Genomic DNA, 25559 nt, shown 5'->3' with positions numbered 1-25559 from the left:
AGTGCCTAAGCAATAACATTCTCAAGGAAGAAACCAAGATCAGGAGCCGTGATTAGCTCTCTCACAGATTCACCAACACGGACGTTATAGCCACCACGCATTCCCATATTTTCATCGAAAATATCACGTACTTCACGAGAGCCAAATTGTGCTGTCAGCCCAAAGGTTGTTCCACCATTGGTATCCGCTAAACGATCACGGTAAATCAAGGCACAATGATTTCCCCAAGCCTGCTGAAGGACTGCTTTTTTGGCTTGATTAACAGTATTGATTAACGCCTGACCGACATAGATATCTTCCAGTTCAAATAATTCTTTGAGATATTCAAGCGGAACAAGTCCTTCATCACCTAAAGAGCCGTTATACGCTTTAATAATAGATTTATTGGTACGTAATGCTGTTGCCGCTTTTTGACCTAACACCATAATATTCGGTCGCATAACCGGGGTATCTAATGCACTTAATAGATCTGCGATCGGTTTACTGTCATCATGTGACCATTGGTTATTGCCAGATAACGTTTTTGTTAATCCATTGGCATAGGATTTTTTGTTAAAAACTAGGTTTGCTGTACGTACTTCTCGACCTAATTCAATTAAATTTGTCGTTTGTTCTGTAGCGCGTCCTTTCGGGTTATAGTTTGTCGGCTTATTAGCAATATCTGCTAATGGTACTGGGGCATCGAGTGCAAAATCTTCAGTGGATGACGTTAGTTTTGTTGCACCAAACTCCACTTGATTCGGACGTGACGTACGACCAACACGGGCATTCGGTACAGTAAAACCTTCACCGAGGTTATAGTGAAGATACGTAAATTCTTGTTTGGCAACTGGAGTACGAGGTAACACTTCATCTGCAATCATACGGCGATTTCGATAAGCAATAGCGATTGCAGTGAGTGCGGGATCAGTAGGGAAATTAGCTTTACTCATTGTATTTTTCCTTGTTCAAAATATGTAAAAGCATTTCATTCTTGTAGAGATTACGACGCTACAAAAATACCTGGTGCAATAAATAGTGAACAGATTTCATCTTCTTCACCATCTTCTTCAGCGATACCAATATAGGCTTGTTTATCAGTCGCCTTGACCGCACGCCCTTTATTATCAGTAGTCAAGTAGTCGCCACGTTTGATTTGTTCTCCGTACACTACTGGCGCTAAGCCACTGCGTACGACATCAACGTGTTCACCTGGTTCTTTCGGTACTCGGGTAGAGACACCGAGTAATTTATCTGTAGCAGCTGTGGCTTGTTTGGCTGTTTCTTTTTCTTCACCATGACAAACAATATGGTAGCCTTCGATTTTTCCTTCAGTCAGATAAGCTATGGTTAATTGGGTAACTTGAGTCATTTTTGGGATCCTTGCATAATGTAATCAACTGCATCAGTCATTGAGATGTTGATGCCTTTTTTTGCCTGTTCAGCGTGGTATTGTGCTGCTGCCTGAGCAATAGATTCACCATTGGCAAAATCTACGGCTTTACTAGAACCTACTTCCGGTGCGGATTTTTCAGCAAAATCCAATGGTTTTTGTGTAATGATTTCTTTAATCACATCTAAGGCAGATTTCGAGACAGTTTGTGAACCATCCGAAAAAGAAATCGGTTGAGCCGCATTGGCTACTAAGACTTCAATTAATGCCGCTTTTTGCGCTGGAAATACCTTGCCGTCTTTTACCATTTGTTCAGCAAAGTCCGTTGCTTCTTTTTGTTTTAGTGCCTTTTCAGCTTTGGCTTTTTCAGCTTCTGCTGCCTTTATTTTTTCTTCACGTTCCTTTAGTGCGGCTTCACGGGCAGCAAAGTCAGCTTCACGTTTTGCTATTTCCTGCGCCTGTTTTTCAGCGGCTTCTTGTTCTTTAGTTTTATCCATTATGTTCTCCTTGATATCAGTTGAATTATTTTTTTCGGATAATTCATCAAAGGCAAAATCCACAAATGCATTTTCGCCTTCAACATTTTGAGCAAAATTCACATCAGCGAGTCCCTTAACTGCAGGTGGCACTGCACCCAAGAAACCAATGTGACGTAAATAATAATGACCGGGCTTCGGATTACCTGGAGTATCAGGTAAAAATATTGAAGCACTACGTTTTTTATAACGACCTTCATTGACCGCTTCAGCAAAGGCTGCATCAACTTGTCCTACGTGGGCGTAAAGAGTGCCGTCCTCCACGCTAGTTTGTTTCACCCAGCCGTATGCTGGAGCAGTCAATGTCGGATGTCCGATAACAATCGGAGATTCGGATAATTGCGGGTCATAGCTGCCAGCAATGTCATTAAGCATATCTGTCGTAAAAGAAATCGCGCGCCCATCCATCGCAGTATGCGTGCCTAATTTCATAATCGGCATCTTTGTGAGTTTCATTTCGATAATATATTTGTGGTTAATTCAATGAAGTCAGTATGACAGGCAGGAACGCATTTGTATTTTGGACGCGTCTAGAATGTATTTGGTAGGAAAAAATATAATGAGTAAGTGATGAGATGATTTATTTGCATTTAAGGCGTTTATAAATGTTTATAAACACCTTAAAAAGTATCTAAGTAATCATTTATAGAATAAACATTAAAATAGCTTTACAAGCGTTTTATGCATTAAATGCGTTTTCAAGGTGATTACGTGCGATTTCAATTAATCGTTGTTCATTGTCAGCAGAAATACCAAGCCATGGACGAGCAGGAATTATGATACTTCGTGCATATGATGTTCCCAGTTTTAATATTTTTTTATTTTTAGGTTTTATCGTGCCACCAAATTGATGAATTGCCGCATAAGGACGGTCGGAACCAAATATCACACCATGATTATCTGCTTGATATCGTAATGTACCGCGTAGATCACCGTGTAGGGTGAGAATTTTATCTTGATTGTATTTCTTACTATCTTTATACCAATCCGCTAATGGTTGCCAAGGCGTACCGTCAGGTGCTTGCTGTTGCGTAAATCGGATACTATGGATCTCTAATAAAGTTTCCCCCATCTCACCAAACATAGCTTTTGGATTAGCTAAAGTTTGAACTGCTTTATTTAAAATAGTAGTAAGCTGTTGGGTATTGATTTCAACCTTGACGCCACTCATGTTATCTCCTATGATGCAATTAGTTCGTATCGGGTGGGCAGTCTCCGCCAAGACCTCCAATCCCACACCCGGCGAAACTCACCTGTGGCGGCGGGTGAGTTTTTTTTTACTCTTCATCGCGGTAATACAGCATAATGCCTGTGCGTACTTGTTCAAGATATTCGCTATTATCCGGCGCAAAAATCGTAGTACCTTCCCAACCGTCTTTGCCAACATCAAATACTGCCAGCGCAGGTACTTCTTGTTTACCGTCATCTAGCTTAAAACGGGCAATATAACGACGACGTACAATTAATAAATTTAAATGGTGATGATGTTCTGCTCGTACCCAAATTTCATCCGGTGCTTTAAGTGCCTGTGCAAGTATTTTCAAATAAACTTCACGTCCACGCTTTTTCACTTTTGTGTGACCGCTTCGTGAGGTAAATAACGTCTCACTGATCACTAAAGGCTCACCAATAATATCCTGAAAGATCACCGGATTTTCCTTTGTTGCACCAAATTCCGATAGGAACGAGTTAATATAAAATGCGTCATCCTTATCAGCCGGTAAGATTAATTTATGCGAAATCGTACGTGGTTGCGGCATTGGAATCGGCGTATCTTTACGGTGTGGATAAAACGTTACTTTGCGCGGTTGCTCATTATTATCTAGCGGTGGTAGTGTATGAGCATTAAGTCGAGAAGCCCCCGGTATATGCTCAAAGCCAGGGTCAATCCCTTTTGGTACTTTAACTAAACGTGGGTTTAGACCTCGTCTACCAATCAACTTTTCTTCCCATTCAATCGCCGGTGCGTTATCCGGTTTTAACCCTAATTTATCCATATAGGCTTGACTGCGAGCAATCACAGTGCATTGACACCCCCAGGCATTAATAGGGAAATGCGTTTTCCACCATGGATCGTCATGGCGTAAAATCAGACCATCCCAGTGCATATGTTCAACTCTTGGATGGGTGACTGCATCACTGTGAACATATTCCCAATAGGGCATGGTTTCTTTTAACTCTTGCAGTTGCGCATAACGCCCAGCTTGATAGCTACTACGTAAATTCGTTTCGTAAATGATTCGACTACGCCAGTTTCTCCCACCGTTATATTGCCAACCGTGTTTTGCCACAATTTTGTCGAAGTCCTTGCGAAAATCTTCCAGTGTTTTACCATTTTCGATGAAGTCTTGGATAGATTTGGCAAAATCTTCAATAATTTCACGGCGATTTGCCCCAGCAACAACGGCAGCATAATCATGTTCTGCATTATAAATATCAGTCCATGTAGCTGTTGGTGTCGGAATTTTACGCCGATAAAATGCAATTTGTTCGTTGAATGGGACATTGCCGTAAATGATATTATCCATTTTGTTTTGCCTCTCTTACCACCGCTTCACGCCCGCTTAAATGTGCCGCACTAAGTGCAATTTCCATTGCTTCGATATAACGGGCTAAATCCATTTCAGGCATTAAGGTTAATAATTCATCACGTAACTGTTCAAGAGATTCAACATTATTTGCTAATGCCCGTACTTGGCTTACCCAGTCATCAATTACTGGTGCAAGGGTATTATCTAGCTGGTTTACCATTTGTGCGGGTATATCTTGTTCATCACTTACAATATGTGCAAAATCAACCTTATTTTTGACCGCACTTTTGTTGTTCTCTGTAGAATCGGTTAAACGTTCCGCCTTTTCCCATTCACCACCGTATGAACTTTGAATTTGTTTTAAGGTCGGACGATAACCTGTTGTCTCAAATACTTTTTTGTCTCGTTCAGCTTTTTCGTTTAAATCTTCTGATTCTTCAAACATTCTGAATATACGCGGTGGCTTAGCGTTAGAAAAATTCATTTGCGTAAGCCAGGTTACCGGACCACGGTTAAAGGATTCGCAGATAACGTCAGAGTCGGCTTTAATAATCGATTCCAGCACTTTTTCCTGTAAATCATCATTGCCTAATCTACCTGGAGTACCTCCAGATGATGATGTTTGTCCTAATACGACACGCTGGATAGTCTCATTCATGGTGTCATATAAGGCTTTATAATCACCCGTTCCGCTACGTCCAGCACTGAGTAATTCAATGGGCATATCTGCTGGCACAATAATGCCGCTATCAGATTGGATTGCGTACAAGGATTCCAATAATTTATTTTGTTCTTCAATAGACGCATTTGGTTGATACCGTCCAAGTGCGGTCGGCATACCGAATTTTTCTAAAAAAATTAGCCAAAATTTTACGCCGTTACGTTTAAATTTACTTGCCCAATAAAGCCAGTGCGCAAGCCCAATACCGTAAGGCTCATCATCATGGTCAGAACCTACGCAGAATGTCCAGAAATAGGGTGTCGGACATTCGATACCTTCAGCCTGATTCTCACGTGTTAATAAACGTAATTCACCTTTGGGCGTAAAACGAAAACGACGTCGGTTACGCACTTTAATATCCGCAATATATTTTCCGTCTTCATTGATTCGATACAGTAATTCAGCGACCGCATAACCGTAGAATATGCCGTAATGCATCAGTTTGCTAATACGATCAAATCCAATTTGGTTTACCCAATCACGGATAAAATCTGCCGCTGCAATATCTTGCGGTTCATCGCTAGCAGGCTCTACCACCCATTCACGAGCGACTAATGCATCTTGTCGTTGGCTGAAAGTGCGTTTGACTTCTTCATCGCTCAATACATCTTCATATAAACTTAAATCACCGCCTCCACGACCACGTAATACGCCGTCTTCCGGCTCTGCTAATGCACCAACATAACCTTTAGTAATATCCAATCCATCACCTGTTGCCGCAATTTCACGGTTAAGCTCCGGCTTTTTATTTTTACTTTTAAACCAGTCTTTAACTGACATATTTAATATCCTCTGAAGTCATTGCCACCGCGAATTGAACCGAAACCTCGCCCTGTCCGGACGTATTCAAAACCATTGTCATTGAATAATTGAGTGGTTGTTCGTGTACCTGTAGAACGAAAATTGATCTCAAAACTTTGGTCGGTACGGTAAGCATAATGCAGCAATAGATATGCAATCGCCGCATCGCCATGGCGTTTGGTTTTATTTTGTCCTAGAGTGCGTTTATCCGGCAGACGTGGAATGCCTTTTACCACTTGAAAAGCACGTAAATCTGCTAATACGTCATCATTTTTTACAATATCGAAAAGCGTGTCATCTTCTAAAGCGGCTTTAAACGGGGCTGTGTGTTCGCGATACCAGCTTTCGCTTAGCATTACGCCTTCCACAATTGCACCATAACGATCAAAAGCTTTTTCTGACAAACTTTGTCCATTACCTCGAGCATCATTAGCGGCTTTACTAAAACGCGGTAAACGATCACCAATATAGAAATAAATCTGTTCTTGTTGCGCAAACGGTATATTAGAAAGCTCCAATAACAACACGTTTTTGAGACGAATATCAGATTGTTCTTGCCCAACAGCAATAACGGATAAGTCACCGCTACGCGCAAAGTCCATGCCTAAAAAATGCCTTTGTTTTTCCGGTAATGCAGTTAATATTGGATAAAGATTTTCATCACACCACTGTGCAATTTCTCTGTTACGAACTGGCTCAGGCTGCAGGGCAAACTCATCTTTTTTCTCCAAGCAAAGTCGAGGCGTATCTGCATTCATACGACTTTCAATTAGGGCGCGTGTTAGCCATGCGCCACCAGAGTTACGTGGAATGCAATCTAATTCTTCTGCGGCTGCATCTCCGTAAGAAGCTCGAATTTCAGCTACCCATTCATCTTGTGCTTGCTGTGACCAAGTACGTCCTAATCGCAGGCAAATTCGCTGATATAAACCGTCTTTAATGGCATCATCAAAAGTAATGGTATGTAAGCTGTAAGGCTTCTTGCCAGCACGTACTTCATTAACCAATTCATTAAACGGATTATCTACACCGTTATGAGTGCTGATAATATGTACTTGACCGCCCCACATGAGTAATGCCATAGCAGCTTTGAGTAATTCCGATAGATCGTCATGGAATGCTGCTTCGTCGATAATTACACGACCTTGTTTACCCCTTAAGTTTGATGGACGGGATGACAGTGCAGTAATACGCCAACCACTAGAGAATCGGATAACATAAGCAAGAATGGCTTTTTCTTCATCGCCTTCTTTAAAAATTTCTTCTGTTTCTTCAATTTCACCTGCAGCCAATCCATAGGCTTTAGCCCAATCGGCGCAATCACGGATAAACTCCTGTGCCATATCTTTGTTATAACCTATGTACCAGGTATCCATACCTTTTTGAGACGCAGCAAACAGTGCAGAATCTGCAGCTTCACCCCATGATAAACCGATACGGCGAGACTTTTCGCACACTTTGACCGGGGTTAAATCTGCACACCATCGCTGTTGATAACCCAGTAACAACATTGGCGTTTTATAGTGTTCCTGTACTTGCAATGACACGGTAGATTGCTTAAATGGAAGCATGCCTATCGCATCTTGGTTTGGCTTAGTCATTACACAATCCCTAAAATTTGTTTTCGGATTTGGTTTGCTGTGTCTTCCGTCAAGCCGTTTTTCTTCACGACTTTCTCCACTTCTTTAGCAGCTGCCTCAGCACGAGCTTTAATTTCTGCCTGGTATTTCTTTAAGTTAATGCTTGCACTAATGAGTGGGCTAATGTTTTTCCCTACAAAAGATAGTGCAGCAAGCCGTTTCATCGGATCATCTTCTTCCTTAATTTCCTGTAGGCTCATTAATGCCTGAAATACTTCACTTTGGATCATTTCTAAAATGGCGTCGCTTTGTGCGCTTTTTTCATTGCTAATATTTTCAGAAATCACCTTTGCCGCTTCTGCACTGGCTTTAATTGAAGCAAGACGTTGTTCTAGTTTTTGTCCATAACGGTGTACTGCACTTTTAGAAATATCATAACCACGAGCTTTCAAGGCTTCTTCAAGTTCACGATAGCCACTAAAATTATTTTCTACTAATGCAGCATCAAGCCAGTCTTTGACGACTTGTGGTAGGTTTTTTACTGTCGAACGTTTCGGCATAATTATTCCTTACCAATATTTTTCAGGGCGTGCAATTCCAGGGCTTGCCGGTGATGTATATTCCACAATATCTACGCCATTACTTGTTAGTTTTGCGTGCCAGCGAGCCGTATCTCGTCCCTTAATTTCGATTAATGCTTTACCTGCTAGATAATCTAATTCACGGCGCAGTTCTAATGCGGTTAGTTGCATTGGTACACATTGAATCGTGCTTAGAATCAGACTTTCCGCTGCACCAATCGGACGAGCATGGTCGAGAGTAAGCAAAATCAACCAGCGTACGTGTTCACGTTTGTTCTTATCAAATTCAATCATGTTAATTTCGTCCATACATTAAAATCACTTTATCTAATTTTTCGTTAATGGTATCGAATCGTGCGGAATTAACGGTTTCGCTACGAATGGCATCCTCGCGCCGTTGATATTCATTCGGCATTGTTACTTTTAGTTCCATAACGGTTTTATTGGCAGCTTCAGAAAGTTCTTTTGCCGCTTTAATATCATCATGTAGGCGACGATAACGTTCTTCACTAAACTTGAATTTCTCATTGAGTTTCGATTCAAATTGCGCTAGTAAAATTTTACCGAAGCCTATTAGCATACCTATAATGGTGATGACTAATCCCACAAAATAGGTGACAACCTGCCATCCACTAATTTCAATCATAGATTTTCCTTACTTATTGTTTTAATCAGCTCAAAATGCTTGCCGGCGCATTCGCCGTATAAGTCATACATTTGCTTAAGTGCGATAAATATTGCATCAGCATTATTTTCCGGAAGTGGCACCGGCGGCAGGCAAGTTGTCAGCAAGACCGCCGGTAGTGGCTTTTGCAGCACGATTGCGGGTGGTGTTGAGTTCCCGCATGCTGTCAATATCAAACTGACAATGGCGACGTAAATGCTGTGTTTTTGCCAAAATCTTTTGTAATTCATCGGTGGTTTTATCCCCCAGTCTTTGGTATAGCCCTAAGTTTTCAGTCAAATCTAAATTAACCATATTGGCTCGTTTTATTTGCTCATCCAGTGTTAGTAACTGTGTTTGTACTACTTGGTTTTTAGCAATCTCACATTCCAGTTTGGCAGTTTGATAACCACTGTTATATGCCTGGTAATAACCAAAAATAGAAACGGCAATAATGGCAATGAAATTAATGAGTTGCTTACTTGTATTGGAGTTGAACAAAAACTTTATTAATCGTCCAAACATACTGAATTTCCCCAATGCAAGTAGAGTGGCTGCCAACGGTAAATAATCCGTTTGGGATATCCTCGATTTTCGATGAAATTAGCACGGCTGCGACCGGAATTAACAGATTCTACGGCATGCCAATAAGACATAGGATCAAGCCCTTGTATACGTGCTTTTCGCTTATCGCGTTGTACCCAACCTAATCCGCCGTTATAGGCGGATAAGGCAAATGCCCAACGGTCGCAGTCCGTTACGGCATGGATACGCTGATAAAGCCAATAATCGTAGCTAACTAACGCCCGCAATGCCCAACTTGGGTTAAAAGGCTGATTAGTTTTAAGTTCAGGGTATTGTGTAGCAATCCAATTTGCAGTTTGTGGCATAAACTGCGCTAAACCTTGCGCACCGACATGAGAAAGTGCGGTTACATTCCATTGAGATTCTTGATGGACTTGGGAGGCAAACATAGCAACCGGTGCATTTAATCCCCCAATAGCATAGCTATTACGGGTAAGTTCCCGTTGATATAGCTTGGCAGCTTGCGGTTCAGCCTGTGCTATAAGTGGACAAATTAAGGCAACTACAAACATCAAACGACGAATAATTTGCATAATTACAGCCCTAGTGTGACACCTAACATAACAGCTCCGACAATCAAAGCACGTCGCAATACGACTAAAGCAAAGATCAACTCATAGCCTTTATGTACAGGATATTCCGGTTTGGCTTGGTCTGAGTTTTTAGTATGTTGATGTTTAAAATAAACTTTCCAGTTTATGTCTAAATAACTCCCCGGACTGGAATAAGGAAACAATGCACGATCTAAGTGATAACCAATAATGGCTGCCATACAAACTAAGGCAAGTTTATACAACACTACCGGCAATTGTTGCGGGGAAACTAGCGCAATGACAATAAGTAATACTAATGAGGACACGACCCAAGATAACAAACGACCTTGTTTTAATGCGTTAAAAAAGCCTTTCATACATACTCCTTTATTAAAAATTGATTGATTAGGCTTTTTTAGTGTAGCTATCTTGAGTGTATAAGTATTTTGGACACGGCTAGAATAGAGTTTTGTGAGTGTTAGCTATGATTGGCGCAGAAATAAGGAGATACGAGAATGTATCAATTTTTTCTCATATTAACCCTTTCGGCAAGGTATATGATTTACCGCCATTAACTACAACGGAGACAACTATGCAAAAACTTACTTTAGACTACATCAAAAGCCTTATTGTCAATGCTGACTATCAACGTTTCGGTGATGCTTTAACGGTATGTGTTTTAACCCTGAAAAATGGATTTACCGTAACGGGAGAAAGTGCCTGTATCAACAAGGCAGATTTTGATGCTGACATCGGGCAAAAAATTGCTTACGACAATGCAGTAGAGAAAATTTGGCAGTTAGAGGGGTATTTAGCAGTACAACGCAAATATGAAGCTGCCTTATGATCTAGGTATTAACTATAAAGTTAAGTTGAGATATAAAAACTCCAGTTACTTGATTTGAATAGGTAACTGGAGTTTAGTAAATTGTGTTTTAATTCTATTTAAATTGTTTTAAAGTTTTCTATCATTGTGTTTCTTGTGATACGCGATCAAAAATATCATTATTCAGTTTTTGAATAGACAGAAAATTGATTACAAAATATGGTAATGATAGAAAAATCACCGAACCAGAAAATAGCACAAGATCAACCTTTATTGTAAAGTTTTCATAAATCAGTGATGTATATATCGACCAGTTGTCTGAGTCGGAAAAAATAACATAGCTTAATGTTACAATAGCAAATTCAACAAAAAAACGATTTCTGACTTCATTAACAGTTTGACGAATTTCATTAATATAAATAGGGTTACGGATGCCGTTAGGAACAAGTGTGATAATTAGCCCTAAACCGACACTAAATAAAATACCAGATACTGTATACAGGACATTTAATATAGTCGCATTAGGGCGATAATTGCTGATATTACTGATAACTATCGACAGTGTAAATGCTGCGATAAGTTTAATCAAAATTTTCACTGACTGATCTCTTGTAGATAGTGTGCCATAGCTTGGATTAGTTGCTCTTCAATGAGATACCCACTATTTGTTTTTTCAATTTCAACTTTTTTCATTTTAAGCAAATCTTTTCCTTTTACTATGCGTTTTTTATCTTTAGTTTTAAATTGAACATTCTCAATATCACTTACCGGCTTAAGTGTTGCGCCAAGTATTTTTTCATAATCTTGCTGAACCATCCCGCGTGGTTTTTTAAATTTTACCACGAGCTCAGCTGAGATTATTTTAGCAAGATCTTCAATCTCTTTAAAGTCCGACCCTTCTCTCATTAATTTAGGCAATAATTCTTTGATAACAGCAGTATTAAGCCAACTTCGTTTAGTTCTTGTGTTTTCCACAGGTAATGCAGGTGAATTATCTGTAGTTGGCTGCTCTTTGTTATTAGTTTGCTCTGATTGTGGCTGAGGTACATCATTAAATTCAGGATCGGTAAAAGTAGCTGAAGCCAAATCACTAAGTTTGCATTCTTTAGGTGGCTCAATCATTGGTATAATTTCTAATGTTTCATCATTAAGTAGCCAAGCTAAATAAGTTTGTAACTGTTTAATCGTTTGATTTAAAGGCATTCCAGCAGTAACGAGATAATCTCCTAGAATAGAAAAATAGTAATGGCGTTGATAGATGCCTGCAGTTTTAATTGTACGCTGTTTTAAATCGTTAATGCTGAATTTATGCTCACTTAATAAATCATCGGTAATATGCTGAACACCATTTCCCAACTTCATTCTCAATAATGTACAAAAAAGAGATTGCTGTTTTCCCTTACTACTGTAATCTGAAATAAGATCTTGTTCTTTATTCTCATCATCGGGATTTAATATCAAACAACGTTGTTCAGCCGAGTGTTCACTCTCTAAAAAGGATTCAAGTTTTTCTCTTACTTGACTTGTTGCAGTTGTTGCATTTGGGTTATTGATTTTAAATGCACGCAATGTTACTTCAGCAGTTTCAATTTTCTTGTCTGTTACAACTTCTGATTTTGGTTTTTTAGCCATAATATTTTCCTTAAGTAAATTTACTCATATTGCCTTTACAACTTTAAAAGACCTATTGTTGCGCCAGCAGCGGAACCTAAAATAGATACAACTAATGGGTGTGTTAAAAACTGGTTAAGTAAGGATTTAGCTTGTTGTTTTTCTGTTTCGGAGGCTGATGATGAATCTATTTTCTGAATCAATTCATTAAACGTATTTGTGATATGTTGAATATTGTGATCACCAATCTGAACAGATTGAGTGCCATGGATGTTTATGTTTTGTACACTTCTTTCCAGTTGTTGTGAAGGCGGTGACTTAGTAAATTTTACTTGGTAATGTGCTGGAATCCCACCAAGCGACTGAGAGTAACAAACTACCTCTGTAATATAATAGCGATCATAATTACCATTTGGTAATGTACGAATGATAACGTCGCCTTCTTGTATATCCGCTTTAATATCAGACACAATAATAACTGTTCCCGTAAAAGAACCTTGATATGAGCCTTTTGTTGAGCCATCTTTCTTTTGGACATAAAAGTCTTCTTTCATTTTATTTAGTATGCCGATCATCTTTTTCTCCTTAGGTTTAGCTTACTCAATATTCCTAATTTCTTGTTCAATATGTTGCCCAGCTTTATTAAAAATGAGAGCTAACAAACCTGCGGCAAAGAACAATACATAGCCTAGGGGATATTTACTGCCTAAAAATAGCCCTGATAAGCACAATACAAAGCCAATAATCGTGAATATGACGAGCTTTTGGCTTTGTTTTTGCAAGAGGGCTTTACGGCGTCGTTCTTTTTCCAACCGTTCTTGGTTATCAAAATACGCCTTAATACCAAAAGTACATTTTCCGTTATTGCAATATTCATTAAAACGATAGCTTTCTCCACCGCATTGAGGACAGGTTACAACGTGGGGACACGTCTTATCGATTTCCTTTTCGACTTGATGAAAGTGAGCTTCGTTGATGTTATTAAATTGCCCGATTTTATTGATGTGGAATGCCATTTAGTCTCCTTCTTTAAACGTGATACCACCTTCTAAATGTTGAATATTGTTTTGTTGTTTTACTTCGCTGATATGCATTTCGGTATGAGGGCTTGATTGTTTTTTAGTTGTATTTTCACTGCTCTGTAACAGTTTATTTACTGCAGACAATGCTTGTGCTGTTTGTTCAATAGCAGCTTTACCTTGTTCGTTACTTTGTCGGTAATCATCTAAAAGAGATATTTCATTTTCAGTAAGTGGAACTGAACGAGTACCTGAAAATAAGTATCCTATATCTACACCAATCTCAGTTAATGAGAACAAAACTTCACTTCCTGCTAAAGCTACACCACGTTCATATTTTCCCCACATTTCACGAGAAACCCCGCATTTATTGGCAATATCCGCTTGTGTTAAACCTAAACGATTTCGTTCATTTTTTAATCGAACAGCAAAAAGAGAACTATTATTCACAATTTATCCTTGACTTTGAGAACTTTAGTTCTCATAATGCTTTTAAAAGATTGGTTAAAAATTTAATCAATTATAACACAACGAGGAGAAGCAACAATGCAAGAAAAAGTTAAAACGCCAACTGAAGTAAAGGCGGAATTTAGAGCGAAAGGAGAAACTTTTGCTCACTGGGCAAAAGCCAATGGTTATGACCCAACCCATGTTTCAAGAGTGCTAAATGGCACGATTAAAGCAAGCTATGGCAAAAGCCATGAAATTGCCTTGAAACTTGGCTTAAAAGCGGCGGCTTAACGCACTTTGCTCTTTAACAATTTAACAGATCTGAAAAGCGATGCTTTTGTAAAAACATGGCGGAATTTAACCGCTTGTATAAATTGATAGGAGAAAACCCATGAAAAGATTGTTAATTAAGCTGGCAACGGGCTTTTTAAATCGTTGTGGCTATGTGGTGGAGCCAAAGGCAAAGCCGATGGATAACGTGCCTGCGTTTATTCGACAAATGCGAGGGCAATAAGATGAGCCGTGAGAAATTAAACACCACGCAACGGGCGTTGCGGATTTTGAAAGCCTTGAAAGGCAGAAGTTTGACAGGACTAACCAATAAGGAATTGTGTGAAGCGATTGGCGAAACACCTGTGAATGTCACCCGAGCGATTGCCTTTTTAGAATCGGAAGGTTTTGTGCAACGGTTGGATACGGGGGCTTATGCGTTAAGTGTGCAGTGTTTGCAGATTGCAGTGACCTATTACCGTGAAATGCAGAAACAACGCGAACATATTGATTTGATTGACCAGCGTGTACAAGCAGGTAGTTGGTAAGGAGTGAATAATGAGTAATGAACATATTTTTAGTGAAGAAGCTGTAGCGGAAATGCAAAAGGTGCAAAATGCGACCGCACTTTCGGCAAAGGCGATGACGCAGGATATTGCGGAAGCTCACGAAGCAATGGGTATGATTAGAGCTTTTGGTTTTGTAAACAAACTGCTGACGGTCGGCACTTTGAAAGTAATGAGAGAAGTTAAAGAAGCTAAGAAATACAAAGGGTTAGTAACTTATATTGACGGAGAACTGACGACGGTCGGCAGTTGGGAAGAATTTTGTAGAGCTTGCGGTTTAACTCGCCAAAAAGTTGATGAAGACCTGCAAAATCTTTCTAAATTCGGTGAAGACTTCCTAGAAACCAGCCAACGCCTAGGCTTGGGTTACCGTGAAATGCGTAAACTCCGTCAGTTGCCTGAAGAAGCCCGAGCGGAGATTGTGGATGCGGATTATTCGGAAACCACCGACAAGGAAGATTTGATTGAGAAAATCGAAGATTTAACCGCTAAGCACGCTAAGGAAAAAGAGAGCCTGACCAAGCAACTGGAAAGCGTGAAAGCAAACTACGATGCACAGGCGAAAGTGATTGCTAATAAGGACGAACGTTTAAACAAACTGGATAAGGAATTGGCGAAGAAAACCCTGCTGATTGAAACCCAAACGCCAGACCAACGTGGTGGAATGTTGAGAGAAGAAGCTGCACAGATTAGCTACAAAGCGGAAGCCATTTTGCGTGGGCAGGTGTTTCAGGCTTTTGAAGCCTTACAAGCTCATCAAGAAGAACACGGTATTGACCATCGTCAGTTTATGAGTGGTGTGCTTGCCGAGTATCAGTTGATTTTATCGGAGCTTAAAGAACGCTTTAACTTAACCGATGAACCAACGGGCGATAATCTGCCTGAATGGGCAAAACCTGAATACGCTGATAAGCCTTCGGTTGAACCGAGTATAGCGGCAATTTTAGACGAAGTAAGCGATGCACAAATCGTGGAGTAAGGACGATGCAATGGCAATTTTACCGAGTGTGCTATCCCACTGGGCAAACCGTGTGGAGACGGCAAAGTTTGGCGAGACGGAGAAAGTTATTGACGAAGGCTGTAAGCAAACAGGATTAAGCCGAGCCACTTTCTTACGCCAAATTAAACCCTACCGTCCTAAAAGCAATCGTAAAGTGCGGTCGGATAAAGGCAAACATCAGCTAGAAAAAGCTGAGCTTGATTTGATTAGTGCTGCTTGGTTGCACCTTAGACGGAAAAACGGCAAGACGATGGCAACATTAGAACGCGTATTGGATATTCTACGAGCAAATCATCGTATTAAAGCTGAATTTATCGACGAAAATACTGGTGAAGTTCGTCCTTATTCCGCTACTTCAGTGGAGCGTGCATTACGCAATGCCAATTTGCACCCTGACCAATTGTTACGCCCCGCCCCTGTGGTTCAGTTGCAAAGTAAGCACCCAAACCACGTGTGGCAAATCGATCCGTCATTGTGTGTGCTGTATTACTTAAAAGAAACAGGCAAAGGCAATGGGTTGTGCATTATGGAAGAAGGTGAGTTTTACAAAAACAAGCCTGCCAATGTAGCGAAAGTCGAGCCACAACGGGTATGGCGATATGTCATTACTGACCACACATCAGGCGTGATTTATGTGGAATATGTGTACGGCGGTGAAACGGCAGAAAACGTGAGCCAATGCTTTATTAACGCTATTCAACCAAAAGCCAATAAAGCTGAACCGTTTTTCGGTGTGCCGAAAATTTTGATGTTTGATCGAGGTACGGCAAATACCTCACAAATGTTCAGCCACTTACTGCATCAGCTTGATGTGAAAGTGGAAATCCCGAAAGCCAAAAACGCCCGAGCTAAAGGGCAAGTGGAAAAAGGCAACGATATTGTAGAGCGACAATTTGAGAGTGGCTTGCGGTTTATGAATGTATCAGGGCTTGATGAGTTAAATCAACTTGCCCATCAATGGATGCGATATTTTAACGGCAAAATGGTGCATTCACGCCACGGTCGGACACGCTATCAAATGTGGCAATGTATTCGAGCGGACGAGCTGATTATTCCGCCAAGCCGTGACATTTGCCAAGAGTTGATGATTACCGCACTTTCCGAGCGTGTCGTTAGCGACAAATTGGAAATTAGCTTTGAAAGCCGCCGTTACGATGTACGTGATGTGCCTGATGCAAAAGTGGGTGAGAAAATCACGGTGGGTAAGAATCCGTATCGCCCTGAATGTGTGCAGGTTCAATGTTTTAAGCGTGTTGTTGATGAAGACGGTTCGGAAAACCTGAAACCTTATTGGGTGGTAGTTGAGCCAGTTGAAGTCAATGAATATGGCTTCCGTGTGGACGCTGCGATGATTGGTGAAGAATATAAGGCTCATAAGAAAACCGAGTTTGAAACCCATAAAGAGCAAGCTGAACAGCTGGCTTACGGTGTAACCAATGAAGATGATTTGAAACGTGCGAAAAAGGTAAATAAACCATTATTTAACGGCGAAATTAACCCTTACAAGCATATTGAAGAAACAAATTTGAACTGGTTTATGCCGAAAAAAGGACAAGAGCATGAACTTACTACCAACGCAAGACGTGTGGAACAGAAACCTGTGAATTTGGTGGAATGTGCAAAACAGTTGAAAGAACGATTCCCTGAATGGAACGGTAAGCATTATAAAAACTTGGCAAAACATTTTTCCGAGGGTGTACCGATAACTACGCTGGAAGCTTGGTTGCAGGGCAATAAATTGCCTGAAGTTTTAAACCCTGAAACGAAGATTTTACAGCTAAATGCCGCCTAATTTTGATAAATGGAGGTTCTATGTGTTAAAGCTAAAACAGGTGTTGATTGATAAGGGCGTGAGCCTGCGGCAGTTAGCACAAAAGATGAACGTTTCGCCTGCAACGGTTTCACAGTTGATTAACCATAATCAGCGGGTGAAACAGTGGGTGGAATTTGAGAAGAATTTGAGCAGTGCGTTGCAAAGTTTGGGAATTATTGAACCGCTTGCAAGCCTGCTTGAAATGGAAGGCACTGGGGAAAGTTTGGCGACTGAGCCAGTGCCTTCCGCCCCTAAAACCACAGATGAAATTAAGGACGAGATTATGTTACTCGCAAAACAGGCTTTATTTCCAGCCACAAAGAAACATTTTTCATTGTTTCGTGATCCGTTTGCAGAAGATGTACGCAGTGCGGACGATGTTTTCAGCTCTGCCGACGTGCGTTATGTACGTGAAGCATTATTTCAAACCGCTAAACACGGTGGCTTTATGGCAGTCGTTGGTGAAAGTGGTGCTGGCAAATCCACGCTCCGCCGTGATTTGATTGATCGCATCAACCAAGAAAACGCTCCGATTACGGTGATTGAGCCGTATATCATTGCAATGGAAGACAACGACGTGAAAGGCAAAACATTGAAAGCTGCCCATATCGCCGAAGCGATTATTTCTACCCTTTCACCGCTTGAAAGCGTGAAACGTTCGCCCGAAGCACGCTTCCGCCAGTTGCACAAAGTGCTAAAAGAAAGCGTGAAAAGCGGTTACAGCAATGTGTTAATCATCGAAGAAGCCCACGCTTTACCGATTCCAACGTTGAAACATTTGAAACGCTTTTTTGAGCTGGAAGATGGCTTTAAAAAACTGCTTTCTATTGTGTTGATTGGTCAGCCTGAGTTGAAAATCAAACTTTCTGAACGTAATACTGAAGTGCGTGAAGTGGTGCAACGTTGTGAAATTGTCGAACTTGCACCGCTTGATGCCGAGCTTGAGCGTTATGTGGAACATAAGCTGGAGCGAGTGGGCAAAAAGCTGAGCGATATTTTTGAAGAAGATGCGTTCGTAGCAGTTCGACAACGTTTAACTGCGGTAGGACGAAACAAAACGAGCCAAAGTTTGCTTTATCCGTTAGCTGTAGGAAATTTACTAACTGCAGCAATGAATTTAGCGGAAAGTTTAGGTATTCCAAAAGTAGACGGACAGGTGGTGATGAATGTGTAACAAAGTATTAAAAACGATTTCTCGTCGAGATAAAAATCAATTTTTGGCGTGTTGCCATGAGTTTGCAGAGCTAACCAAAGATTCGCCTGAGGCTATTGCTGCTGCCTTAGCGCAAGGCATTCAGCAATTTGAATTTATTGAAGATAAAGAGGGGAAATTGAATATTCGAGCTGAACTTTATGATAAAGATGCAGATTTTTATCCCAATGCTAGTGAAATGAAGGAGACAGAAAATGGCTAAGAAAGCAGTGCGAATTAAAGCAGATGTTCACGAATTGAACTTACAAACTCAGGATGAAGTGGCATTGGCAATTAAGGAAATCGGTGATTTAGAACGTGAGCAGGTAAGACTTTCTACCCTACAAGCGGATGAGAAAGCGGCGATTGATGAAAAATATACGGCTAAATTGACCGCACTTAAAGACAAAGTGAAACCATTGCAAAAGGCGGTACAGGCTTATTGCGAAAGCCGCCGTGATGAATTAACTAATGGTGGTAAACAGAAAACGGCATATTTTCCTACGGGTGAGGTTCAATGGCGAGTGAAACCGCCTGCAGTAGTAGCAAAAGGTCTTGAAAGCATTTTGGATAGTTTACGCAAACTAGGATTGTTTCGCTTTATCCGTACTAAAGAAGAACTTGACAAAGAAGCAATGTTAAAAGAGCCTGAGATTGCTCGTTCAATTTCGGGGATCTCTATTCGGGAAGGTGTGGAAGAGTTTGTGATTAAACCGAATGATGAGGAGGTGCGAAAATGACACCTGCCGCCAAAATTGAACGCCAGTTTATGTATAAAGAAAAAGCGCAAGCTGCAGCACGTTGTGAACAGTTAGGTAATTATCAACAAGCCTATAATTTGTGGTGTGAAGCAGTGAAATTAGCGACAACTGAAAAACAAAAGCAATGGTGTAGCACTAGAGCAAATTATTGTCATACTTGGCAAGGTAAGCGGGAGCGTGTGAGATGATGGATTCATTAGAACAATTAAAACTGCAATTACAGCAGGCAGTTCGTCAGCTTCAGCAGGCAGAAAAAGCTATTGATGAAAATGAGCTACCTTTAGCACAATGTTATGTATTTACTGCCAAGAACCTGATTATGAAATTAGGCTTGAAAATGACTTAATAAAAAACCGCCTTCGGGCGGTTTTGTTGCATTTGGAGAATAAAAATGAAAGTGAAATGTAGTGCCTGTGGCGCGGTACATTCGTTGGATGCATTAGTGGCAAATCAGGCAGCAAGTGATGCACTTAATGCAGCGTTAATGGTAAATGGTGAACTTGGCAAGGCGTTGATTGGCTATTTAGGGTTATTTCGCCCAGCTAAAAAATCGCTGACCTTTGATCGTGTAGCAACGATCTTACATGAGCTTACACCAATGATTACTGCTGGCAAAATTCAACGTGATGGGCGTGATTTTCCTGCACCCGTAGAGAGTTGGATTTATGCCATTAATCAGATGTTGGCAAGTCGGCAGACGTTGAAGTTGCCGATGAAATCCCACGGTTATTTGTTGGAGATTATTGCAAGTTTCAAACCTGCCAATACTACGGTGGTTTTGCATAATTCTGAGCAAAATCGACCGCTTGTGAGTTCAAAAACAGTGAATGCAGTGAATAAGGTTGCAGAATGGATCAACAATGGTTGAAAGCAACATTGGGTAAAGGAGTTGCAATGTTGCTGATATTACGTTTAAAAACTCTCCTCCCGAAGATTCAATTAGTGCAACTTTAGAAACGTGGTTACGTGTGCTTACTTATAAAAAGCACTATGAGCAAGAACTCGACCAATGGCGATTTGAAGAGGCATTTATGTATTTAGCACAAACTTGTGATTGGTTTCCTAATCCCAAACAGTTACTTGATGCAATGCCTAAACGCAAGATTAAAGAACTACCGCCACCACCGCCAAAAACAGTGGAACAAGAAGAAGCTGAAAGGCTAAAGGCATTGAGAAATTTACAGAAAATTAAAGCGATGTTAAGGGGATGTTATGCGAAATAAACTGTTGCAGTTAGTGCATATTGGAAAAACACAGTTGGGAATGGATGATGAGACTTATCGAAGCCTACTTTCTCAACAATTCTACCAAAATTCTGCAAAAAATATAAGCTATTCAGATCTGATTAAATTAGTAAAATTATTGCAGACAAAAGGGGCTAAAATTCAGCTGCCGAGAAGGAAATCATCTCTCTCGCCTATTCAACGTAAGCTATGGGCTGTATGGAAACAGATGCACGCTGATAGCGTGATTGATGATGGTTCTTCTCGCGCGCTGAATAGCTTTGTGAAGCGGTCGTTAAATGATGATGTGCCGTGGAATGAGCTGACAAATTCACAAGCCACCTTGATTTTAGAAAATTTGAAACAATGGCAAAAACGAGTAGGTAAATAAAATGAATATCGCCAAATTTGACAACGATACTCTTTAAGCTAAAGGCTCTAAGTTGTTGGCAGATTTGGCTAACCATATCTCTAATATTATTGGTTTATATAAATTAGGAAAAACAAGATGATCACTCAAATGGAAATAGCACGACATGAGCTTTTGCGCGACATTGAAGATAACGTGAGTGCACTATGCAAAAATTACAACCTTGATACGGAAATTTGCGAACAAATTTCAACAGGTGTTGCTGACTTCTTAGCTGAACATTATGCTGGTCAAGTCATTTCTTTTCCTAAAGATTTTTATTATAAAATTGCTCAACGAGATTTAGATATTTATAATGATTTTACTGGTAATAATTGGTTCTTTTTAGTTAAAAAGTATGGCATGACTGAATCGGGTATTCGTAAAGTCATTAATCGTGTACGAAAACGTATAGTGAAACATCAGCAACCAGATTTGTTTTGTGAATAAAAAACAGCTTCACTATTCTAAAATGAAGCTGTTTTACTAAATTTACTTTCTAATTTCCTTTTTCATATTTTGTAATAGCCTTTCATTTTCTTGTCCCACTACTACACGTTGCTACCCACCAAGTCCCATTTATCTCAATTAGATTCTATTATTTATATTACTTAGTTTTAATCTGAAAAAAGACATTACGGCTAAAACACCGAAATTCTTTACGGAATATGCGAATTTCTACCGTACTGAACGAGGTTTTCATCCACGTTCAGTAAATTCGAACCCTGAACATTCTTGGACGACAACTGCATTTTTACCATTTATCAATATGCCGATTTTGAAATATGCTGCAGAGTTAAAAGCACCAGCGCTAGTGGTTCACGGTGAAAAAGCGCATTCTCGTTATTTTGGTGAAGATGCATTCAAAGCTTTAGGTAGTAAAAATAAAGAGCTTGTTATTGTAGAGGGGGCTTCTCATACAGATTTATATGATGATGTAGCAGGTAAAATTCCATACGATAAATTTGAACAGTTCTTTAAAGCTAACTTGAAATAATAACAAGCGGTCAAGTTTTTCTAAATTTTTGCAAAAAATGAGAGGAATTTGACCGCTTATCTTTTTGAAAACCGGAGAACAAAAATGCAATACGCTGTTGATTTACCTATGAATAGTTTGATTGCTAAGGGTAGTCAAATTTTTGAAGATATTCATCGAATTGTAGCAGAAAATGCCCCGAAAATTGCCGAATTATCAGGAAAGTTTCAAACACAAGCTGAAATCCAACGTCTATTGAGCGAAATTACCCAATCGCATATTGATGAAACTTTACACGTTAATTTGCCGTTATATTGTGATTTCGGTCGTCATCTTCGCATTGGTAAAAATGTATTTATTAATACCGCTTGTGTGTTTACCGACTTGGGAGGGATTACACTTGAAGATAATGTTTTGCTTGCCCCGAGAGTAAATATTATTACGGTTAACCACCCAACGGATCCGAAAACTCGTCGTGGTGTGATCGTCAAACCTGTAATAATTAAGCAAAATGCTTGGATTGGTGCTGGAGCTACGATTTTACCTGGCGTTACGGTTGGTGAAAATGCGATTGTTGCGGCAGGTAGTGTGGTTACTAAAGATGTGCCGGCCAATACAATTGTTGCCGGTGTACCGGCTAAAATCGTTAAAATAATTGATGAGGTTAGCAATGAAAATTAGGTTTCTAGTTGGGTTGATTTTCAGTTTATGTTTTAGTCCGTTTTTACAGGGGAAAATGATGCAAATTACGATAGGACAACAAATTTTCGAAGCAGAATTAGCCGATACCGAGGCTGCACGGCAACTTACAGAATTGTTACCTTTAACATTAGAAATGCAAGACCACCTACGCAATGAAAAATTTGCAGAATTACCTCAAAATTTGACCGCTTATGATCAGGCAGTCGGCTCAATTCAAACAGGCGATATTTTACTTTGGCAGGGGAATACATTAGTGATTTTTTATGAGCGTTTTGATACCCCTTATCATTATACTAATATTGGTAAAATTCATAATGTGAAGGGATTAAAAGAAGCGTTAGGGAAGGGGAGTATAAAGGTTTCTTTTGAAAATTAACTATAATACGTGAACTTTGTGCCAAATAGCTAAAGAAGAAAGCCTTTCAAACTTTCTTCTTTTTTATTAATAACATTATTTATGGTAACCAGCGAGCAAGGCCTGCCAATTTTGCTCGTTAAATCGAATATTTAAACGAGTTTGCTCCTTTTTAAACGAACGTAGCAAACGAGCTAAATTTTCCGATTTCCAATCATTAGTTTGTGAAATGCCACATTTATCGAAATCAATTAAGAAAAATTGACCGCCTGTCGGCTCAAGCAAAATATTATGGATATTTAAATCCGAATGATGCACTTGATGATCGTGTAATTGGCGAATCAATTTACCGATTTGTTGATATTGCGTGTCGGAAAGCGCATTGGTTTGGAGATATTTACTCAAATCTTGTGTGCCTTCGATTTTTTCCAACATAATATCCGCTCGATACCAACAACAGGTTTTTTCCACTTTTAACGCAATCGGTTGAGGGACGGGTAAATACCATTCGTGCAATTTTTCCAATAAGGAAAATTCTTGAAACGCTCGGGTGTTTTCCAGCCCGTTAAATAGATACTGATCTTTGACGATTTTACCGAATAGCCCGCCGCGATAGTAATGACGAAGTACCGTATTTACGCCCAATTCGGCTTGCGTGTTTAGAAACCAAGTAGTGCCTCTGCCTTTGGACGAGCCTAACAAGCGGCCGGAATCGGCAAAATTTTTGCAACCGAATAAAGTTTTAATTAGTGAAGTTTGAGTATCTGGAACAACAGTGCGATTAAAGTGGTAAAAAATCATACGGGTTATTGGGACGAGTTATTATTGAGATAAATTTTAGTGCTATTTTTTTTGATGTCAATTTGTTAAAATTCTCGCCTTGATTTTTAGAGGAACCCCAATGAGCATTATCTCCGCAGAAGCCCAAAAAGTGCGTGAAGCCTTAATTGCGAAAGGCATTGAAACCCCAACCGTTCAACTGACTAAAGACAAAGATTCCCGTCGTGCCGAAATTCAACAGCATATGCGTTCGGTACTGGAATTACTGGGATTGGATTTACAAGATGATAGTTTGGAAGAAACTCCGCACCGCTTGGCGAAGATGTATGTCGATGAAATTTTTAGCGGCTTGGATTATGCGACTTTCCCGAAAATTACCAATATTGAAAATCGTATGAAAGTCAGCGAAATGGTGTTGGTGGACGATATTACCCTGACTTCCACTTGCGAACACCATTTTGTGACGATTGACGGTAAAGTGGCGGTGGCGTATTACCCGAAAAAATGGGTAATCGGCTTATCTAAAATTAATCGCGTGGTGCAATTTTTCGCTCAACGTCCACAGGTGCAAGAGCGTTTTACCGAACAGATCCTAACCGCATTCCAAACGATTTTAGAAACGGACGATGCCGCAGTTTTTGTTAAAGCAACACATTTCTGCGTGAAATGCCGCGGCGTGAAAGATACGAATAGCTATACGGTAACGTCGGCATTCGGCGGCGTTTTCTTAGAAGACAGAGAAACGCGCAAAGAATTTTTGGGTTTAATCAATAAATAATTGAACGGATAAGCGGTCTGATTTTGGCAAATTTTTGCAAAATTTAACCGCTTATCTTTTTTGATGTAGAGCAAAATAATGAAAATTGCATTAGGCATTGAATATGACGGCAGTCGCTATTTCGGCTGGCAGCGTCAAGATGAAGTGGAAAGCGTGCAACAGAAGCTGGAAGAAGCATTGTCGATTGTCGCCAACGCGCCGATAGAGGTTTTTTGTGCCGGACGAACCGATTCCGGCGTACACGGTACGGGGCAAGTGGTGCATTTTGAAACGCAGGCGATACGTCCGTTACAAAGTTGGTGTTTCGGTACCAATGCGAATTTACCGGACGATATTGCGGTAAAATGGGCGGTTGAGGTAAGTGAAGATTTTCACGCCCGTTTTAGTGCCACGGCAAGACGTTATCGTTACATTATTTTTAATAACAAACTGCGTTCGGCAATTTTGCCGAAAGGTATCTCACATTATCATTATGAACTCGATCATCAGAAAATGCACGAAGCCGGTCAGTTTTTGTTAGGCGAAAATGACTTTAGCTCATTCCGTGCCGCTAAATGTCAATCGCATACCCCTTGGCGTAACGTTCATCATCTGAATGTCAGCCGCTTGGGTAATTATATTGTGGTGGATATTCAAGCGAATGCTTTTGTGCATCATATGGTGCGCAATATTGTCGGAAGCCTAATTGAAGTCGGGCAGGGCAGACAACCGGTCGAATGGATTCAATGGTTATTGGCACAACGAGATCGTACCTTAGCGGCGCCGACCGCAAAGGCGGAAGGCTTATATTTGGTGGATGTGCATTATCCGGAGCGTTTCGGTATCCCTAAAACCGCATTAGGTCCGTTATTTCTGGCGGATAGTTAATTAAAAAAGCCAAACCGAAATTCGATTTGGCTTTATCTCCAATTGTTATTTAATTTT

Annotated in this window: 38 protein-coding genes and 1 pseudogene; 20 read left to right on the top strand and 19 right to left on the bottom strand. The window is 40.2% G+C overall.

The window, feature by feature from the left end:
• Nucleotides 1-5: 5 nt before the first annotated feature.
• From DRF63_RS04975 to DRF63_RS04915, 13 genes are all read right to left on the bottom strand, one after another.
• Entirely contained in the window at nt 6-932 is a 927-nt protein-coding gene (locus DRF63_RS04975) for a major capsid protein (RefSeq protein ID WP_005597517.1), read from the bottom strand.
• A 50-nt stretch (nt 933-982) separates the two neighbouring features.
• On the bottom strand, nt 983-1351 hold the full coding sequence (locus tag DRF63_RS04970) for a capsid cement protein (protein WP_005597515.1): 369 nt from the start codon (nt 1349-1351) through the stop codon (nt 983-985).
• On the bottom strand, nt 1348-2364 hold the full coding sequence (locus DRF63_RS04965; protein WP_005597513.1) for a peptidase: 1017 nt from the start codon (nt 2362-2364) through the stop codon (nt 1348-1350). The genes DRF63_RS04970 and DRF63_RS04965 overlap by 4 nt, the downstream gene beginning before the upstream one ends.
• A gap of 223 nt (nt 2365-2587) precedes the next feature.
• Entirely contained in the window at nt 2588-3079 is a 492-nt protein-coding gene (locus DRF63_RS04960; RefSeq protein WP_005597511.1) for a phage virion morphogenesis protein, read from the bottom strand.
• A 106-nt stretch (nt 3080-3185) separates the two neighbouring features.
• On the bottom strand, nt 3186-4436 hold the full coding sequence (locus DRF63_RS04955; RefSeq protein ID WP_005597508.1) for a PBECR2 nuclease fold domain-containing protein: 1251 nt from the start codon (nt 4434-4436) through the stop codon (nt 3186-3188).
• Nucleotides 4429-5940 (bottom strand): DUF935 domain-containing protein, encoded by a 1512-nt coding sequence (locus tag DRF63_RS04950; RefSeq protein WP_005597506.1) that lies wholly within the window; start codon nt 5938-5940, stop codon nt 4429-4431. Before DRF63_RS04950 ends, DRF63_RS04955 begins: the two co-directional genes overlap by 8 nt.
• 2 nt (nt 5941-5942) lie before the next feature.
• On the bottom strand, nt 5943-7562 hold the full coding sequence (locus DRF63_RS04945) for a terminase large subunit domain-containing protein (protein WP_043991822.1): 1620 nt from the start codon (nt 7560-7562) through the stop codon (nt 5943-5945).
• The gene (locus DRF63_RS04940) at nt 7562-8101 is read right to left on the bottom strand and encodes a DUF3486 family protein (protein ID WP_005597501.1); all 540 of its coding nucleotides are present in this window, start codon (nt 8099-8101) and stop codon (nt 7562-7564) included. The genes DRF63_RS04945 and DRF63_RS04940 overlap by 1 nt, the downstream gene beginning before the upstream one ends.
• Nucleotides 8102-8110: 9 nt before the next feature.
• Nucleotides 8111-8416 carry a hypothetical protein gene (locus tag DRF63_RS04935; protein WP_005597499.1) on the bottom strand — a complete coding sequence of 102 codons (306 nt, stop codon included), beginning with the start codon at nt 8414-8416 and terminating at the stop codon, nt 8111-8113.
• A gap of 1 nt (nt 8417) precedes the next feature.
• Entirely contained in the window at nt 8418-8768 is a 351-nt protein-coding gene (locus DRF63_RS04930; RefSeq protein WP_005619736.1) for a hypothetical protein, read from the bottom strand.
• Between the two features lie 102 nt (nt 8769-8870).
• A complete protein-coding gene (locus DRF63_RS11270; protein ID WP_005619734.1) occupies nt 8871-9311 on the bottom strand; it encodes a hypothetical protein in 441 nt (146 codons plus the stop codon).
• The gene (locus DRF63_RS04920; RefSeq protein WP_005597492.1) at nt 9296-9904 is read right to left on the bottom strand and encodes a transglycosylase SLT domain-containing protein; all 609 of its coding nucleotides are present in this window, start codon (nt 9902-9904) and stop codon (nt 9296-9298) included. Before DRF63_RS04920 ends, DRF63_RS11270 begins: the two co-directional genes overlap by 16 nt.
• Before the next feature lie 2 nt (nt 9905-9906).
• Nucleotides 9907-10281, bottom strand: coding sequence for a putative holin (locus DRF63_RS04915; RefSeq protein ID WP_005597491.1), 375 nt, complete (start codon nt 10279-10281; stop codon nt 9907-9909).
• A gap of 215 nt (nt 10282-10496) precedes the next feature.
• On the opposite strand from DRF63_RS04915, the gene DRF63_RS04910 reads away from it, so the two are divergent.
• A complete protein-coding gene (locus tag DRF63_RS04910) occupies nt 10497-10751 on the top strand; it encodes a Gp49 family protein (protein ID WP_005597489.1) in 255 nt (84 codons plus the stop codon).
• Between the two features lie 121 nt (nt 10752-10872).
• Here DRF63_RS04910 and DRF63_RS04905 read toward each other — a convergent pair whose 3' ends face one another.
• Genes DRF63_RS04905 through DRF63_RS04885 form a run of 5 tightly spaced genes read right to left on the bottom strand, consistent with a single transcriptional unit; the run spans nt 10873 to nt 13810 of the window.
• On the bottom strand, nt 10873-11328 hold the full coding sequence (locus tag DRF63_RS04905; protein WP_005597487.1) for a hypothetical protein: 456 nt from the start codon (nt 11326-11328) through the stop codon (nt 10873-10875).
• A complete protein-coding gene (locus tag DRF63_RS04900; protein WP_005597484.1) occupies nt 11325-12362 on the bottom strand; it encodes a hypothetical protein in 1038 nt (345 codons plus the stop codon). Before DRF63_RS04900 ends, DRF63_RS04905 begins: the two co-directional genes overlap by 4 nt.
• 35 nt (nt 12363-12397) lie before the next feature.
• Nucleotides 12398-12916 carry an RIP homotypic interaction motif-containing protein gene (locus DRF63_RS04895; RefSeq protein ID WP_005601429.1) on the bottom strand — a complete coding sequence of 173 codons (519 nt, stop codon included), beginning with the start codon at nt 12914-12916 and terminating at the stop codon, nt 12398-12400.
• A gap of 21 nt (nt 12917-12937) precedes the next feature.
• Nucleotides 12938-13357: a hypothetical protein gene (locus DRF63_RS04890; RefSeq protein ID WP_005597482.1), complete on the bottom strand. Its 420-nt coding sequence runs from the start codon at nt 13355-13357 to the stop codon at nt 12938-12940.
• Nucleotides 13358-13810, bottom strand: a complete 453-nt coding sequence (locus DRF63_RS04885) for a helix-turn-helix domain-containing protein (RefSeq protein WP_005597479.1) — start codon at nt 13808-13810, stop codon at nt 13358-13360.
• A 96-nt stretch (nt 13811-13906) separates the two neighbouring features.
• On the opposite strand from DRF63_RS04885, the gene DRF63_RS04880 reads away from it, so the two are divergent.
• From DRF63_RS04880 to DRF63_RS04810, 17 genes and pseudogenes are all read left to right on the top strand, one after another.
• Nucleotides 13907-14101: a DNA-binding protein gene (locus DRF63_RS04880; protein WP_005597478.1), complete on the top strand. Its 195-nt coding sequence runs from the start codon at nt 13907-13909 to the stop codon at nt 14099-14101.
• 100 nt (nt 14102-14201) lie between these two features.
• Nucleotides 14202-14324, top strand: coding sequence for a hypothetical protein (locus DRF63_RS11360; RefSeq protein WP_005610193.1), 123 nt, complete (start codon nt 14202-14204; stop codon nt 14322-14324).
• 1 nt (nt 14325) lies between these two features.
• Entirely contained in the window at nt 14326-14628 is a 303-nt protein-coding gene (locus DRF63_RS04875; protein ID WP_005597473.1) for a helix-turn-helix domain-containing protein, read from the top strand.
• 10 nt (nt 14629-14638) lie between these two features.
• Complete coding sequence (locus tag DRF63_RS04870; RefSeq protein ID WP_005597471.1) at nt 14639-15625, top strand: hypothetical protein; 987 nt, start codon at nt 14639-14641, stop codon at nt 15623-15625.
• Between the two features lie 10 nt (nt 15626-15635).
• Nucleotides 15636-17438, top strand: coding sequence for a DDE-type integrase/transposase/recombinase (locus DRF63_RS04865; protein WP_005597469.1), 1803 nt, complete (start codon nt 15636-15638; stop codon nt 17436-17438).
• 22 nt (nt 17439-17460) lie between these two features.
• A complete protein-coding gene (locus tag DRF63_RS04860) occupies nt 17461-18633 on the top strand; it encodes an AAA family ATPase (protein ID WP_005597467.1) in 1173 nt (390 codons plus the stop codon).
• Nucleotides 18626-18874 carry a hypothetical protein gene (locus DRF63_RS04855; protein WP_005597463.1) on the top strand — a complete coding sequence of 83 codons (249 nt, stop codon included), beginning with the start codon at nt 18626-18628 and terminating at the stop codon, nt 18872-18874. The genes DRF63_RS04860 and DRF63_RS04855 overlap by 8 nt, the downstream gene beginning before the upstream one ends.
• Nucleotides 18867-19391 (top strand): host-nuclease inhibitor Gam family protein, encoded by a 525-nt coding sequence (locus DRF63_RS04850; RefSeq protein WP_005597460.1) that lies wholly within the window; start codon nt 18867-18869, stop codon nt 19389-19391. The genes DRF63_RS04855 and DRF63_RS04850 overlap by 8 nt, the downstream gene beginning before the upstream one ends.
• The gene (locus DRF63_RS04845) at nt 19388-19600 is read left to right on the top strand and encodes an ANR family transcriptional regulator (protein WP_005597458.1); all 213 of its coding nucleotides are present in this window, start codon (nt 19388-19390) and stop codon (nt 19598-19600) included. Before DRF63_RS04850 ends, DRF63_RS04845 begins: the two co-directional genes overlap by 4 nt.
• Nucleotides 19597-19758 (top strand): hypothetical protein, encoded by a 162-nt coding sequence (locus DRF63_RS11140; protein WP_005597456.1) that lies wholly within the window; start codon nt 19597-19599, stop codon nt 19756-19758. The genes DRF63_RS04845 and DRF63_RS11140 overlap by 4 nt, the downstream gene beginning before the upstream one ends.
• A gap of 45 nt (nt 19759-19803) precedes the next feature.
• Complete coding sequence (locus DRF63_RS04840) at nt 19804-20280, top strand: hypothetical protein (protein ID WP_005597454.1); 477 nt, start codon at nt 19804-19806, stop codon at nt 20278-20280.
• Between the two features lie 163 nt (nt 20281-20443).
• Nucleotides 20444-20635 carry a hypothetical protein gene (locus tag DRF63_RS11265; protein ID WP_238146161.1) on the top strand — a complete coding sequence of 64 codons (192 nt, stop codon included), beginning with the start codon at nt 20444-20446 and terminating at the stop codon, nt 20633-20635.
• Entirely contained in the window at nt 20625-21026 is a 402-nt protein-coding gene (locus DRF63_RS04830; RefSeq protein WP_005619728.1) for a regulatory protein GemA, read from the top strand. The genes DRF63_RS11265 and DRF63_RS04830 overlap by 11 nt, the downstream gene beginning before the upstream one ends.
• A gap of 117 nt (nt 21027-21143) precedes the next feature.
• On the top strand, nt 21144-21494 hold the full coding sequence (locus DRF63_RS04825; RefSeq protein ID WP_005619726.1) for a Mor transcription activator family protein: 351 nt from the start codon (nt 21144-21146) through the stop codon (nt 21492-21494).
• A gap of 175 nt (nt 21495-21669) precedes the next feature.
• Nucleotides 21670-22041: pseudogene (locus DRF63_RS04820) on the top strand (alpha/beta hydrolase); the annotation flags it as partial.
• A gap of 84 nt (nt 22042-22125) precedes the next feature.
• On the top strand, nt 22126-22701 hold the full coding sequence (locus DRF63_RS04815) for a sugar O-acetyltransferase (protein WP_005597444.1): 576 nt from the start codon (nt 22126-22128) through the stop codon (nt 22699-22701).
• A 58-nt stretch (nt 22702-22759) separates the two neighbouring features.
• On the top strand, nt 22760-23098 hold the full coding sequence (locus tag DRF63_RS04810) for a cyclophilin-like fold protein (RefSeq protein WP_043990921.1): 339 nt from the start codon (nt 22760-22762) through the stop codon (nt 23096-23098).
• A 75-nt stretch (nt 23099-23173) separates the two neighbouring features.
• On the opposite strand, the gene DRF63_RS04805 is transcribed toward DRF63_RS04810, so the two are convergent.
• Nucleotides 23174-23878 carry a 3-deoxy-D-manno-octulosonic acid kinase gene (locus DRF63_RS04805; protein ID WP_005597439.1) on the bottom strand — a complete coding sequence of 235 codons (705 nt, stop codon included), beginning with the start codon at nt 23876-23878 and terminating at the stop codon, nt 23174-23176.
• 100 nt (nt 23879-23978) lie between these two features.
• Between DRF63_RS04805 and folE the strand changes: the two genes are divergently transcribed.
• Complete coding sequence (gene folE / locus DRF63_RS04800; RefSeq protein ID WP_005597437.1) at nt 23979-24635, top strand: GTP cyclohydrolase I FolE; 657 nt, start codon at nt 23979-23981, stop codon at nt 24633-24635.
• A 78-nt stretch (nt 24636-24713) separates the two neighbouring features.
• Complete coding sequence (gene truA, locus DRF63_RS04795) at nt 24714-25502, top strand: tRNA pseudouridine(38-40) synthase TruA (RefSeq protein WP_005597435.1); 789 nt, start codon at nt 24714-24716, stop codon at nt 25500-25502.
• Nucleotides 25503-25559: the final 57 nt, after the last annotated feature.

The sequence above is a fragment of the Actinobacillus pleuropneumoniae genome (genome assembly GCF_003290385.1).
Classification (GTDB): domain Bacteria; phylum Pseudomonadota; class Gammaproteobacteria; order Enterobacterales; family Pasteurellaceae; genus Actinobacillus; species Actinobacillus lignieresii.
The sequence above is the reverse complement of the archived record's forward strand: the minus strand, read 5'-3'. Positions and strand labels throughout refer to the sequence as shown.